The organism is Pseudomonas xanthosomatis, assembly GCF_019139835.1.
In the GTDB taxonomy this organism is placed as follows: domain Bacteria; phylum Pseudomonadota; class Gammaproteobacteria; order Pseudomonadales; family Pseudomonadaceae; genus Aquipseudomonas; species Aquipseudomonas fakonensis.
This window is the reverse complement of the sequence record NZ_CP077075.1, coordinates 2540284-2553858: the sequence shown is the minus strand read 5'-3', so window position 1 is coordinate 2553858 and position 13575 is coordinate 2540284. Positions and strand designations below refer to the sequence as shown.

The following is a 13575-nucleotide window of genomic DNA, read 5'->3' as shown; positions in this document are numbered from 1 at the left end:
GTGAAAAGCGCTCAGGGCTTGATGGGCCCGAGCAGCTGTTCCTTGAACGGAAGGTCAGCAGGTGCGCTGACCCCATTGGACATCCACTGGCCGGTGAACCCGAGAATGAGGCTCTTCGACCAGTCAGCTACCAATAGAAATTGTGGTATCAGGCGCGATTCCTGCCACCACGGGTCCTGTTGTACCGGGCCCAGGCTCAGCAGCCCGACGGCCACCACCACCAGCAAGCCCCCGCGCGCGGCGCCAAAGGCCATGCCCAGGAAGCGATCGGTACCGGACAGCCCGGTGACGCGAATCAGCTCGCCAATGAGGAAGTTGAGCATCGCCCCCACCAGCAAGGTGGCGACAAAAAGAATGGCGCAGCCAGCGATGACCCGGGCCGAGGGCGTCTGGATGTAGCTCTCCAGATACTGGGCCAGCGAGCCGCCGAACATCCAGGCCACGGCACCCGCGACAATCCAGATGAGCAGAGACAAGGCTTCCTTGACGAAGCCGCGCTTGAGACTGATCAGTGAGGAAACGGCGATGATCGCGATCATCGCCCAATCAACCCAGGTAAATGCCACGGTGCTGCCTGCTAACGTTTGAGGCGGCGCATTTTAACAGAGCAACGGGCTTGGGGTAAGCGGAATGTCACGTGGTTGAAGGGCTGCAGGCTGACTCGGGGGACAGCTTTGCGGCCTGGGTTTGCCTGCTCGGGCCCTATCGCCGGCAAGCCGGCTCCTACAGGGCCTGAAAGTCATGCGATCTCTGTAGGAGCGGCTTTAGCCGCGAACACCGGCGCAGCCGGTGCCATCCACCGCGCCGCCTGCTTCGCGGGTGAACCCGCTCCCACAGTGCCATGCAAAGACCAGGCTCGGTACTGCACCCGTGGGTTTTAACCACGCTCGGGCTGGAAGCGCACCACGAAGCCCTTGAGGTTTTGCTGGCGGTTGATCACATCGCGCAGGCGCTCGGCCTCGGCGCGCTCGATCAACGGGCCCACGTACACCCGGTTCATGCCGTCGGCCGAACGAATGTAAGCGTTGTAGCCTTGGCTGCGCAGGGTTTTCTGCAGGTTGTCGGCGCCGGCACGGTTGGACAGGCTGGCCAACTGGATCGACCAACTGACCGGCAGGCCGTTGGGGTCGATCTTGGACGGCGCTGGCGGCTTGGCTGCCACCGCAGCTGCCGGGGCCGGCGCAGGTGCTGCCGCCTTTGGCGTTGGCACCTGGGTCTGCGGCTTGGGCTGCGCCTGGGCCTGCACTTGGGCCTGAACCTGGGGTGACGGGGTAATGGGCTGGCTGGGTGTGCTCGGCGGCGCGGTGGACTCGTCCACCACCACCGGCGGCTGCTCGTTCTGCTCTGGCAGTGGCTGCGGCTCCGGCACCTGCACCGGCTCTACCTGCACTTGCGGCAAACTCGGCATGGCGGGTGCTTGCGGCGCCTCGACGCGCACCTGGCGCATCTCGTCCTCACGGGTGAACAGCATCGGCAGGAAGATCACCGCCAGCGCCACCAGCACCAGCGCACCGACCATGCGCTGCTTCATCCCTTTATCCAGCACTGCCATCTACTCCATTCATGGGGGCCTGCCGCTCGAGCCAGGCCAAGGCCTCGCCGACGCAGAAAAACGAACCGAACAGCAGAATCTGGTCATCCGCCGTCGCTTGGGCGCACTGCGCCTCAAGAGCAGCATCGACGCCTGAGTGAGACCTCACTGTCGCACCAAGGTTCGTCAAGGCCTGGGCCAACTCGGCAGCCGGGCGGCTGCGCGGTGTATCCAGGGGGGCCACGGCCCAGTCGTCGACCAGCGCGTGCAGGGGTGCGAGCACGCCTTGCAGATCCTTGTCGGCGAGCAGGCCGAACACCGCCAGGCGCCGGCCCTTGGGCGGCCGCGCCGCCAGGCGGCGGGCCAGGTACTCGGCAGCATGCGGGTTGTGCCCTACATCCAGCAGCAGCTCGACCGGCTTGCCGGCGAACTGCACCACGCGGCGGTCGAGCCGGCCAGTGATGCGGGTATCCAGCAGCGCCTGGCGAACCTGCTGCTCATTCCACGGCAGGCCCAGGAGCAGGAAGGCTTGCAGCGCCAGCGCGGCGTTTTCCATGGGCAGGTCGAGCAGCGGCAGGTCGCGCAGCTCTACGCTTGCGCCATCGCCTGCGGTGCCGCGCCACTGCCAGTGGCTGTCGGTACTCGCCAGGTCGAAGTCGCGACCGCGCAGGAAGAACGGGCAGGCCAGCTGGCCAACCTTGTCCAGCAACGGTTGTGGCGGGTCCAGGTCGCCGCACAGGGCAGGCTTGCCCTGGCGGAAGATGCCGGCCTTCTCGAAGGCCACCGACTCACGGGTATCCCCCAGGTAGTCGGCATGGTCGACGCCGATGCTGGTCACCAGCGATACGTCGGCATCCACTAGGTTGACCGCATCCAGTCGGCCACCCAGGCCGACTTCGAGCACTACGGCGTCCAGCGCCGACTGCTTGAACAGCCAAAACGCCGCCAGGGTGCCCATTTCGAAATAAGTGAGCGAAACATCGCCCCGCGCCGCCTCGATGGCGGCAAAGGCTTCGCACAGCTGCTGATCGCTGGCCTCGCGGCCGTCGATCAGCACCCGTTCGTTGTAGCGCAGCAGGTGCGGCGAACTGTACACCCCGACCTTGAGCCCCTGCGCTTGCAGCAGCGAGGCGACGAAGGCGCAGGTGGAGCCCTTGCCGTTGGTACCGGTAACGGTCACTACCCGCGGCGCCAGGGCGCCCAGCTGCAGGCACTCGAGCACCTGCTGCGAGCGCGCCAGGCCCATATCGATGGCCGAGGGGTGCAATTGCTCGAGGTAGGCGAGCCAGTCGCCCAGGCTGCGCTGGTTCATCAGGCGACCGCAGCGACCTCTTTGGCCTCGGCCGGGGTGGCCTGGCCGGTCATCTGCGCCAGCAGGCGCGCCAGGCGTGGGCGCAGCTCGTCACGGGAGATGATCAGGTCGATGGCGCCGTGCTCCAGCAGGAACTCGCTACGCTGGAAGCCTTCTGGCAGTTTTTCCCGTACGGTCTGCTCGATCACGCGTGGGCCGGCGAAGCCGATCAGGGCCTTTGGCTCACCGACGATCACGTCGCCGAGCATTGCCAGGCTGGCGGAAACGCCGCCGTAGACCGGGTCGGTCAGTACCGAGATGAACGGAATGCCTTCTTCGCGCAGGCGCGCCAGCACGGCGGAGGTCTTGGCCATCTGCATCAGCGAGATCAGCGCTTCCTGCATGCGCGCACCGCCCGAGGCGGAGAAGCAGACCATCGGGCAGCGGTGCTCCAGGGCGTAGTTGGCGGCGCGTACGAAACGCTCGCCGACGATGGCACCCATGGAGCCGCCCATGAACGAGAACTCGAAGGCGCTGACCACGATCGGCAGGCCCATCAGGGTGCCGCTCATGGAGATCAGGGCGTCTTTTTCGCCGGTCTGCTTTTGCGCTGCGGTCAGGCGGTCCTTGTACTTCTTGCCGTCACGGAACTTCAGGCGGTCGACCGGCTCAAGCTCCGCGCCCAGCTCGGCGCGGCCGTCCTTGTCGAGGAAGATGTCGATGCGCGCACGTGCGCCGATGCGCATGTGGTGGTTGCACTTGGGGCAGACGTCGAGGGTCTTTTCCAGCTCCGGGCGGTACAGCACGGCCTCGCAGGACGGGCACTTGTGCCACAGGCCTTCAGGGACCGAGCTCTTCTTCACCTCGGAACGCATGATCGATGGAATCAGTTTGTCTACCAACCAGTTGCTCATGCTTGCTTTCTCCAGTATCGGCAGAGGGGGCCTTTAGCCACCACACCTGCCCTTGAGCTCAAATTCTGCTTAAAACGACGATGGGCCGGCCCTGACACTGCCACGTGCCGCCCCACCTCCAATATGTACGTCGATACCCAACGCAGGCGCTGCCTGCCGGTATCGCGTTGCGAAACCTATGGACGATGGCGCGCGGCCAGCCGTCACATCCACACTTACGCCTGCCTGACCGCCTGCATGAAAGCCTCGATCTTCGCGGCATCCTTGATGCCCTTGGCCTGCTCTACCCCACCGCTGACATCCACCGCGAACGGGCGCACCTGGCGGATGGCCTGGGCGACGTTGTCGGCCGACAGACCGCCGGCAAGGATGATCGGTTTGCTGAGTTTTGCCGGCACCAGCGACCAGTCGAAGGCCTCACCGGTACCACCGGGCACACCCGGCACGAAAGTGTCCAGCAAAATGCCCCGTGCGCCTGCATATTCACGGCAGGCCGCCTCGAGATCATCGCCCGGGCGCACGCGCAAGGCCTTGATCCAGGGCCGGTGAAAGCCTTCGCAGTCGGCCGGGGTTTCATCGCCGTGGAACTGTAGCAGGTCCAGCGGAACCACTTCGAGGATCTCGTTGAGCTCGCAGCGCGAGGCGTTGACGAACAACCCCACGGTGGTCACGAACGGCGGCAGCTCGGCGATGATCGCCCGGGCCTGGCGCACGTCCACCGCGCGCGGGCTCTTGGCATAGAAGACGAAACCGATGGCATCGGCGCCGGCTTCGGCTGCCGCCAGGGCGTCTTCGATACGGGTGATCCCGCAGATCTTGCTGCGAACGTAGCTCATGGAAGGCGAACCCTGGGTGATCGGTTAACGGCGGATGTTAGCAAATGCCCCGTGCCCCGTCAGTCGCCCAGGGCCTCGAAGCCGGTGAGAAAGTGTGGGCCGATGTAACGCTGCGGCAGTTGGTATTCGTCCGGGTATTCCACCTGCACCAGGTACAGCCCGTAGGGGTGGGCAGTCACCCCGCCTTCCCGGCGGTTGCGCCCTTCCAGTACCTCCCGCGCCCATTCCACCGGGCGCTCGCCGGCACCGATGGTCATCAGCACTCCGGCGATGTTGCGCACCATGTGATGCAGAAAAGCCGTGGCGCGTATGTCGAGCACGATCATCTGGCCATGGCGGGTGACCCGCAGGTGGTGGATGTGCTTGACCGGCGACTTGGCCTGGCACTGGCTGGCGCGAAAAGCGCTGAAATCGTGGGTGCCGAGCAGGTATTGGGCAGCCAGGGCCATGCTTTGTACATTCAGCGGGCGATGGTTCCAGGTGACTTCCTCGGCCAGGTGGGCCGGGCGGATCGGGTCGTTGTAGATCACGTAGCGGTAGCGCCGCGCAGTGGCCTTGAAGCGGGCATGGAAGTGCGCCGGCATCGGCCGCGACCAGACCACGCTGATGTCGTGGGGCAGGTTCTGGTTGCTGCCCAAGGTCCAGGCGCGCTCGTCGCGCACGGCGCGGGTGTCGAAGTGCACGATCTGCCCGCTGCCATGCACGCCGGCGTCGGTGCGCCCGGCGCACAGCACGCTGATCGGCTCGTTGGCCACCTTCGACAGCGCCTCTTCCAGCGCCTGCTGGACACTCGGCACGCCACTGCTCTGGCGCTGCCAGCCGCGGTAGCGCGAGCCTTTGTATTCCACGCCCAAGGCGATGCGGGAGTAGCCTTCGGCAGCCGATTCGGCGGCGGCGGTGTCGATGATGTCCAAGAGCGGAGAACCTGTGAGGTGATACGAAACAGCGGCGATTATAACGACAACGGCAGCCCGGGTGGGCTGCCGTAGGTTTTGTGCTGCCTGGGCTGGCCCCTTCGCGGGTAAACCCGCTCCTACAGGGACTGCGCGTTTCCTGTGGGAGCGGGTTTACCCGCGAAGGGGCCTTGAACCACCTCAGACCAGGCGCGAGAGCATGTCGCTGGCTTCCTGGCGCTGGCTGTCGTCGCCATCCTTGACCACTTCGTCGAGGATGTCGCGGGCGCCCTGGTGGTCGCCCATGTCGATGTAGGCGCGAGCCAGGTCGAGCTTGGTGGCCACCTCGTCGGTGCCGGAGAAGAAGTCGAAGTCCAGGTCGTCCAGCGGCTCGGGCTCCAGCGCCGCGTCTTCGGCGGTGAACTGCGGCTCCAGCGACGGGGTTTCGAGGTTCTGCGACAGCTTGTCCAGCTCGGCGTTGACGTCATCCAGCTCGGAGGCGAAGTTTTTGGCCGCTGGCGAGTCGTCTTCCAGCGACAGCGACAGGTCGAAGTCTTCCGGCAGCTCCAGTTCGGAGATCGGGTCGAATTCCGGCATGGCCTCGAACGCGGCCAGCTCGGCGGCGACATCCACCGGAGCTTCTTCGCCGCTGGCAGCAGGCGTGGTGTCGCCGACGTCCAGGTCGAAGTCAGCCAGGTCGTCAGCCGACAGCTCAGGTGCAGGCTCTGCGGCCTGGGCCTGGGCGAGCAAGGCTTCGAAGTCATCGTCGGCGTCAGTTTCGGCAACTGTGGGGGCCGCCTGGGGTTCGACCAGCGCTTCCAGGCCTGCCGTTTCATCCAGCACCGGCAGGTCGAGCGGGTCATCTACCGGCAGGTCGTCGTCCAGGCTCAGGTCGAAGGCGCTGTCCAGGTCATCCTCATCGATGGCTGGCGCCGGTTCAGGTTCCAGGGCTGCAACCGGCTCAGGCTCGGGCTGCACTTGAGGCTCAGGCTCGGCTTGGGCCGCTTGCGGGTCCTGCAGCAACTCCTGAACGTACTGCTCGTCCATGCCCGAAGCCAGGGCTGCGGCGCTGGCCACCACGGCAGCTGCGCCGAGCATGGCAGGGAAGCGCTCCTTGAGCGATGCCACTTCGGCCTGGTTCGCCTCGTTCGGCGCCAGCTTGCGCTCCTGGACAGCAAAGGCGTCCTGGTCGCCCTGGCGGGCGTAGACTTCCATCAGCTTCAGGCGCAGGTCGCTGCGCTGCGGGTCGGAGGCCACGGCAGCCTCCAGCAAGTCGGCAGCGTGGTTGAGGCGACCGCGGGCGATACTTTCGTCCACCTCGGCCAGCAACGCGGCGCGCGGGTCGACGACAGGGGCTTCGACGACGGCCGGTTGCACCGGCTTTTCTGCGGCAGTGGCGGCGGCGGCAGACGCGGCCACCACGGCTGGCGACAGGGTCACGCTGGGGGCCGACATGTCCAGGCCGTCGAAGCTGTCTGCTGGCAGCTCCAGGTCCGGGGCGCGCTCGCCCTCCTCGGCCAGGGCACGAGCCATGCGCACGTGCTTCTCGGCTTCCTGCTGGGCCTTGCGCTTGCGTGCCAGCAGCAACAGCAGGAGCAACAGCACCAGGAACGCGGAACCTGCAACCAGGCCCAGCAGCAGCGGGTTGCCCAGCAACTGGTCGAGCACGCCCTGTTCTTGGCTGGCCGGCGCCTCGGCTTCGACCGGGGCGGTATCGGTGGCAGCAGGCGCAGGCGCGACCACAGGCTCGGCAGGGGTCAGCTGGGCATTGACTACAGGTTGCGCCGGGGCCGCCGCGGCCGGTTCACCCGGCAGCGCAGCGGGCGCAGCCGGTGCCGCTGGCGCCGAAGCCTGGGCCTCAAGGCGCGCCAACTGGTCATTTTTCAGCTCGATCAGACGCTGCAGCTTGTCCAGCTGGCTCTGCAGGTCGGTCATCCGGCTCTTGAGTTCTTCGTTGTCACGACGGCTGGTGTCCAGGCTTTCCTGGGCCACTGCCAGCTTGTCGTTGAGCGCTTTGGCTTCGCCCGCGCCGGCCTTGCCGCCGGGCGACACCAGGCGCAGGTTGTCGCCCTGGTTGATGCGTGACGGCGCAGCACCGGCCTCGCCACGGCGGGTGGCATCGAGCTGGCGGGCACGCGGGCCGAGGCGGCGGCCTTCACGCCAGGCGGCGTACTGCTCGGCCACTTCGCGGTTGGCTTCGGGGCGGGGGATGCTCTGCACCTGCTGCTGGTCGGGCAGGCGCAGCACCTGGCCGATCTTGAGCTGGTTGATGTTGTTGCCGATGAAGGCATCCGGGTTCAGCGCCTGGATCGCCAGCATGGTCTGCTGCACCGTGCCGCCATGGGTGTTGCGCGCGGCGATCTGCCACAGGGTGTCACGGCGTTTGGTGGTGTAGCTGCCGGCGCTCACCGCAGGGGTGATGTTGGCTTTGGCGGGCTGCTCGCCCTGGGCCTGGGCCTGGTCGAGCAGCACGTTGTAGTCACGCAGCAGGCGGCCTTGCGGCCACATCACCTGCACCAGGAACTTGACCACCGGCTCCGGCAACGGCTTGCTGGAGGTGACGCGCAGCACGCTGCGGCCATTGGGGTTGATTACCGGGGTGAAGGTCAGGTCTTCGAGGTAGGTCGGTAGCGGCAAGCCCGCCTTGGCGAAGTCTTCCGGCGAGGCCAGGCTGGGGGCCATTTCGGTGGCGGTAAGGTCGCGCACGTCCAGCAATTCGATCTCGGCATCCAGCGGCTGGTTCTGCGCCGACTTCAAGGTCAGCTCCCCCAACCCCAGTGCGTTCGCGACGCCCGACGACAACGCCGAGGCGGCCGCGATGGCCAGAACCAGTTTGCGAATTCGCAGCATGAACTCTTCCCTTGTATGAACCGTCCCAAAAACCCTGTCGCGGTGTAGGACAAAATTGCTGGCCAGTATCTTTTACGCCATGTGTTTTATCAACAATTGCGCCACTTGCACGGCATTGAGCGCCGCTCCCTTGCGCACATTGTCGGTGGTCAGCCACAGATTGAGCTGTTCATCTTCATCAATGCCATGCCGTACACGACCAACATAGACCACGTCCTGGCCTACTGCGTCACCTACCGGGGTCGGATAATCATCAGCTTCGACCCGTTCAATGCTGTCGGCGCTGTCCAGCGCCTGGTTGACCGCGTCGAGGTCGACCGCGCGACGGCTCTGCAACGCCACACTGAAGCTATCGCCGAAAAACACCGGGACTTGAATGCAGGTCACGGAAATCTTCAGTTCCGGCATGCCCAGGAGCTGGCGCAGCTCGCCGACCAGGCGTCGCTCAACGGCGGTGTGGCCTTGCGCGTCGGGCGCGCCGACCTGGGCCAGCAGGTTGAAGGCCATTTGCCGGTCGAAGAAGCGCGGCTCCAGCGGGCGGGCATTGAGCAGTTCGGCGGTCTGGCGCGCCAGCTCGCTGACTGCTTCACGGCCCTGGGCCGAGACGGCCAGGCAGGCGTTGACCTGGATGCGCTCGATATCCACCAGGCCCTTGAGCGGGGCCAGTGCCACTGCCAGGGCCACGGCGCCGGCGCTGGGGCTTGTGATCAGCGCGGGCTGCGGCAATTGGCCCAGGCGCTCGGGGTTGGCCTCGGGCACCACGGCCACTGCGTCGTCCAGTGCGCCGGACAGGTCGATCACCGCGCAACCGGCCTTGTGCGCCTTGGCGGCGAAGCTGCGGCTGACGGCCGGGGTGGTGGCGAAGAACGCCAGCTTGACCTGACTGAAGTCGAAGCTGTCGACTTCGCGGACCTTGAGCTTCTTGCCGGCGAACATGACGCTGCTGCCCGCCGATTCCATGCTGGCCAGCAGGTGCAGGGTGGCTACCGGGAAGGCCAGTTCTTCGAGGATCTGCACCAGGGTTTCGCCTACGGTGCCGGTGGCGCCTACTACGGCGATGTCTAGCTTGGTCGTCATGGGGTGGGTCCTTCTGGGTGCTGGGGTACGGCGGGGAGCGGCACTTTACTTGGAATGTGGGGTTGGGGGTAGGGTTTGGGGATCGTGGCGTAGGTTTGGGCGATGAGTGCGTGAGGGCGGCTAGGTGCTCGCCGAGGATTCTTCGGCGCCTATGAGATCGAGCGCCGCGCGGGCGGCGCTCGATCTCATAGGCGCTGCAAGGGTAGTGGCGAACACCTGGAGGGTGTCAGAAATTTTGTGTTCGGGCATAACATGAGTAAGAGGTGCATGTATGCCAACCAAAAAGAAACCCCTGCGTGACCTGCCCCAAATCCCCAAAGAGCTGCTAGAGCAGTTCGGTGAGGGCCTGATGACTGCCGAAGCTATCGAGGATGCCTCTGCGGCGTTCAAGAAGGCCCTGATCGAACGCGCCCTGAGTGCCGAGCTGGGCCATCACCTGGGTTATCCGCCGGGCGCGCAGCGCCCAGAGGATGAAACCAATCAACGTAACGGCAAGAGTGGCAAGACTGTTTTAACCGGGGACGGCCCATTGCGGCTGGATATCCCCCGTGACCGAGACGGCAGTTTTGCGCCCATTCTGATTCCCAAGCATGAGCGGCGTTACACCGGTTTCGATGACAAGATCATCGCCATGTATGCACGTGGGATGACGGTCAGAGAGATCCGCGCCTTTTTGTCCGAGCAGTACGGGACGGATGTTTCACCCGATTTCATCAGCTCTGTGACCGCCGAGGTCATGGAAGAAATCGGCGCGTGGCAGCAGCGGCCGCTTGAGCCTATGTACCCGGTCATTTTCTTTGATGCATTGCGGGTGAAGATCCGTGAGGAAGGCCTGGTGCGCAACAAGGCCATTTACCTGGCGCTGGGCGTTCTGCCGGACGGGACGCGCGATATCTTGGGCATCTGGATTGAGAACACCGAGGGTGCGAAGTTCTGGATGAAGGTGTTCAACGACCTCAAGACGCGAGGTGTCGACGATGTCCTTATTGCCGTGACCGATGGTCTTAAAGGCATGCCAGAGGCCCTCAGCGCAGTGTTTCCAGAGACGACGCTACAGACGTGCATCGTCCACCTGATCCGCAACAGCCTGGACTTTGCAGCCTGGGACAAGCGGCGGGCACTGGCCAAGGCGCTCAAGCCGATCTACCAGGCCATCAATGCCGAAGCGGCTGAGCAGGCGCTCGATGAGTTTGAAAGTGGGCCTTGGGGCAAGCAATATCCAACGGTCGTTGCGGCCTGGAGACGCGCTTGGGATCGAGTGATCCCCTTCTTTGTCTTCCCGCCGGCCATCCGGAAAGTGATTTACACCACCAATGCCATCGAAAGCATCAATGCCCAGCTGCGCAAGATCATCAAGACCCGGGGTCATTTCCCGAACGATGAAGCAGCCACCAAGCTGATCTGGCTGGGTCTGAGAAACATCACGGCGAACTGGGGCTCAGCGGCGCATGATTGGAAAAGTGCGATGAATCAATTCGCGATTTTGTACGGGGATCGATTCATCAGGCCAACCTGGTGAAAATCAGGGCCTGCTTGACGGCAGGCCGCTACCGGCCCGCACACAAAAAAACTGACACTCCCAACACCTGGCAGCCCTCACACCTACAATTTCCCAAACACACACCACCAACCCCATAAAAAAGGTTCTTCACGGAATCCCGGGAAAGACAGAAACAAGAACGCCGGTTTGATGGATGATGTTCGTGCGAGCAAACACATCTACAAACCGGCGTTCTTGTGCACGATATTAATACGTTTCTGCCCTTCTGGGAGGGCTTTTCTGTCACTGCGATCAGGCCTGATGGCGATGACCTGCTGATCGACCTGATTCCGCAGCCCACCCGATTCCCCACTTGCAGCGGCTGTCATCAGTCCAGCACCACCATCCACGAATACTGCCAGCGCTCAATCCGTGACCTACCCATTCTTGGCCGTGCAGTGCGGTTGAATGTTGAACTGCGGCGCGTCGGGTGCAGGGCATGCGGCAAGCGAATGGAGTCAGTCCGTTGGCTTGATCGCTATTCGCGGATGACCAAGCGCTTGGCCGAGGCGGTGATCCAGTCTTGCCAAAGACTGCCCACCCTGCACGTCGCCGAGCTGTTTGGTTTGCATTGGGACAGCGTGCGCTTACTGGAGCGACGGGCGCTACAACACGCACTGGAAAATCTACCGAAGGCCCAGCCCAGGCGCTTGGTGATGGATGAGTTCGCTCTGTTCAAAGGGCATCGCTATGCCAGCGTGGTTCTGGATGCTGATACCCGCCGGGTGCTGTGGATTGGCGAGGGGCGTAGCCGAGCTGCTGTCAGACCCTTTTTTGAAGAGCTGGGGCCGGAGGGCTGTGCACGGATCGAAGCAGTGGCAATGGACATGAACACCGCATTTGACCTGGAGGTACGCCAACATTGCCCGCAGGCACGCGTGGTCTATGACCTGTTTCATGTGGTCGCTAAGTATGGGCGAGAGGTAATTGACCGGGTGCGGGTCGATGAGGCCAACCGCTTGCGCCATGACAAACCCGCCCGCAAGGTGATCAAGCAAGCGCGGTGGCTCCTGCTGCGTAATCCAGAAAATCTCAAGCGAGAAGATCAGCAGGTACATCTGCAGGATCTGCTAGCAGCTAACCAATCGCTGATGACGGTTTATCTGATGAAGGCAGAGCTCAAAGCCCTGTGGTCACCCACCACCGCCTGGGGCTGGCGATCAGCCTGGAAGCAGTGGCTACGCCTAGCTGATGAAAGCGCGATACCGGCATTGAAGCAGTTCGCTAAACGCCTGAAGGGATACTGGCGCGGCATCCTGAGTAGGGTGCGGTGGCCGATGCACACGGGTCAGTTGGAAGGTATCAACAACCGGATCAAGGTGATCAAGCGGATGGCTTACGGCTACCGGGACAGCGAGTTCTTTTTCATGAAGATCAAGAATGACTTTCCCGGCAATCCGTGAAGAACCATAAAAAAACCCGCACCACTCACCATGGCACGGGTTTCTCACAAACCAAAAACTCAAACCAAAGCGATCACCGCTCCAGCAGAATCCGCAGCATGCGACGCAGCGGCTCGGCCGCGCCCCACAGCAGCTGGTCGCCCACAGTGAAGGCCCCCAGGTACTGCGACCCCATGTTCAGCTTGCGCAAACGCCCAACCGGGATGTTCAGGGTGCCAGTCACCTTGGTAGGGCTCAGCTCCTGCATGCTGATCTCACGCTGGTTCGGCACCAGCTTCACCCAAGGGTTGTGCTGGCTGATCATGCCTTCGATATCGGCCAGCGGCACGTCCTTGTTCAGCTTGATGGTCAGCGCCTGGCTGTGGCAACGCATGGCGCCAATGCGCACGCAGATACCATCCACCGGGATCGGGCTCTTGAAGCGGCCGAGGATCTTGTTGGTCTCGGCCTGGGCCTTCCACTCTTCACGGCTCTGCCCGTTCGGCAGTTCCTTGTCGATCCACGGGATCAGGCTGCCAGCCAGCGGCACGCCAAAGTTCTCGGTGGGGAAGGCTTCGCTGCGCATGGCCTCGGCGACCTTGCGGTCGATGTCGAGGATGGCGCTGGCCGGGTTGGCCAGGTCATCGGCGACGGCTGCATGGGTGGCGCCCATCTGCTTGATCAGTTCACGCATGTTCTGCGCGCCGGCACCGGAGGCAGCCTGATAGGTCATGGCGCTCATCCACTCCACCAGGCCCGCTTCGAACAAGCCACCCAGGCCCATCAGCATCAGGCTGACGGTGCAGTTGCCGCCGATGTAGTTCTTGGTGCCCGCATCCAGCTGCTGGTCGATGACCTTGCGGTTGACCGGGTCGAGGATGATCACGGCATCGTCCTGCATGCGCAGGGACGAAGCCGCGTCGATCCAGTAACCCTGCCAGCCGGCTTCGCGCAGCTTGGGGAAGACTTCGTTGGTGTAATCGCCGCCCTGGCAGGTCAGGATGACGTCGAGGGTCTTGAGCTCTTCAATGTTGTAGGCATCCTTGAGCGGGGCAGTATCCTTGCCCACGTTCGGACCCTGGCCACCTACGTTGGAGGTGGTGAAGAACACTGGCTCGATCAGGTCGAAGTCCTGCTCTTCGAGCATCCGCTGCATGAGCACGGAACCGACCATTCCACGCCAACCGATCAGACCTACACGTTTCATCGCAACTACACCTTTGCTAAAAGTGGGCCGCCACCGGGAGTTTTTGGTGGCGGG

General features: G+C 63.8%; 11 protein-coding genes. 2 read left to right on the top strand and 9 right to left on the bottom strand.

The genetic code is table 11. The annotated features are described in order from the left end of the window. Nucleotides 1-11 precede the first annotated feature (11 nt). From KSS93_RS11380 to KSS93_RS11345, 8 genes are all read right to left on the bottom strand, one after another. On the bottom strand, nucleotides 12-566 hold the full coding sequence (locus tag KSS93_RS11380) for a CvpA family protein (protein WP_217888350.1): 555 nt from the start codon (nucleotides 564-566) through the stop codon (nucleotides 12-14). A 311-nt stretch (nucleotides 567-877) separates the two neighbouring features. Continuing rightward, nucleotides 878-1552, bottom strand: a complete 675-nt coding sequence (locus KSS93_RS11375) for an SPOR domain-containing protein (RefSeq protein WP_217888349.1) — start codon at nucleotides 1550-1552, stop codon at nucleotides 878-880. Next, a complete protein-coding gene (gene folC, locus KSS93_RS11370; RefSeq protein WP_217888348.1) occupies nucleotides 1536-2843 on the bottom strand; it encodes a bifunctional tetrahydrofolate synthase/dihydrofolate synthase in 1308 nt (435 codons plus the stop codon). Before folC ends, KSS93_RS11375 begins: the two co-directional genes overlap by 17 nt. Next, entirely contained in the window at nucleotides 2843-3736 is an 894-nt protein-coding gene (accD, locus tag KSS93_RS11365; RefSeq protein WP_217842466.1) for an acetyl-CoA carboxylase, carboxyltransferase subunit beta, read from the bottom strand. Before accD ends, folC begins: the two co-directional genes overlap by 1 nt. A 215-nt stretch (nucleotides 3737-3951) precedes the next feature. Continuing rightward, on the bottom strand, nucleotides 3952-4572 hold the full coding sequence (locus tag KSS93_RS11360) for a phosphoribosylanthranilate isomerase (protein WP_217888347.1): 621 nt from the start codon (nucleotides 4570-4572) through the stop codon (nucleotides 3952-3954). 59 nt (nucleotides 4573-4631) lie between these two features. Further along, nucleotides 4632-5486 (bottom strand): tRNA pseudouridine(38-40) synthase TruA, encoded by an 855-nt coding sequence (gene truA / locus KSS93_RS11355; RefSeq protein WP_217888346.1) that lies wholly within the window; start codon nucleotides 5484-5486, stop codon nucleotides 4632-4634. A gap of 180 nt (nucleotides 5487-5666) precedes the next feature. Beyond that, nucleotides 5667-8315, bottom strand: coding sequence for a FimV/HubP family polar landmark protein (locus KSS93_RS11350; RefSeq protein ID WP_217888345.1), 2649 nt, complete (start codon nucleotides 8313-8315; stop codon nucleotides 5667-5669). 72 nt (nucleotides 8316-8387) lie between these two features. Then, complete coding sequence (locus KSS93_RS11345; protein WP_217888344.1) at nucleotides 8388-9392, bottom strand: aspartate-semialdehyde dehydrogenase; 1005 nt, start codon at nucleotides 9390-9392, stop codon at nucleotides 8388-8390. Between the two features lie 271 nt (nucleotides 9393-9663). On the opposite strand from KSS93_RS11345, the gene KSS93_RS11340 reads away from it, so the two are divergent. Together KSS93_RS11340 and KSS93_RS11335 are read left to right on the top strand one after the other, a co-directional pair. Beyond that, the gene (locus KSS93_RS11340; protein WP_217884661.1) at nucleotides 9664-10911 is read left to right on the top strand and encodes an IS256 family transposase; all 1248 of its coding nucleotides are present in this window, start codon (nucleotides 9664-9666) and stop codon (nucleotides 10909-10911) included. Nucleotides 10912-11129: 218 nt separating this feature from the next. Continuing rightward, complete coding sequence (locus KSS93_RS11335) at nucleotides 11130-12335, top strand: ISL3 family transposase (protein ID WP_217886287.1); 1206 nt, start codon at nucleotides 11130-11132, stop codon at nucleotides 12333-12335. A 73-nt stretch (nucleotides 12336-12408) separates the two neighbouring features. Here KSS93_RS11335 and asd read toward each other — a convergent pair whose 3' ends face one another. Beyond that, complete coding sequence (gene asd / locus KSS93_RS11330; protein ID WP_217842460.1) at nucleotides 12409-13521, bottom strand: aspartate-semialdehyde dehydrogenase; 1113 nt, start codon at nucleotides 13519-13521, stop codon at nucleotides 12409-12411. Nucleotides 13522-13575 lie beyond the last annotated feature (54 nt).

Bases quoted from the DNA above. Each gene is read 5' to 3' on its own strand.
- KSS93_RS11375 (WP_217888349.1), bottom strand. From the start codon at position 1,552: ATGGCAGTGCTGGATAAAGGGATGAAGCAGCGCATGGTCGGTGCGCTG.
- folC (WP_217888348.1), bottom strand. From the start codon at position 2,843: ATGAACCAGCGCAGCCTGGGCGACTGGCTCGCCTACCTCGAGCAATTG.
- accD (WP_217842466.1), bottom strand. From the start codon at position 3,736: ATGAGCAACTGGTTGGTAGACAAACTGATTCCATCGATCATGCGTTCC.
- KSS93_RS11360 (WP_217888347.1), bottom strand. From the start codon at position 4,572: ATGAGCTACGTTCGCAGCAAGATCTGCGGGATCACCCGTATCGAAGAC.
- KSS93_RS11350 (WP_217888345.1), bottom strand. From the start codon at position 8,315: ATGCTGCGAATTCGCAAACTGGTTCTGGCCATCGCGGCCGCCTCGGCG.
- KSS93_RS11345 (WP_217888344.1), bottom strand. From the start codon at position 9,392: ATGACGACCAAGCTAGACATCGCCGTAGTAGGCGCCACCGGCACCGTA.
- KSS93_RS11340 (WP_217884661.1), top strand. From the start codon at position 9,664: ATGCCAACCAAAAAGAAACCCCTGCGTGACCTGCCCCAAATCCCCAAA.
- asd (WP_217842460.1), bottom strand. From the start codon at position 13,521: ATGAAACGTGTAGGTCTGATCGGTTGGCGTGGAATGGTCGGTTCCGTG.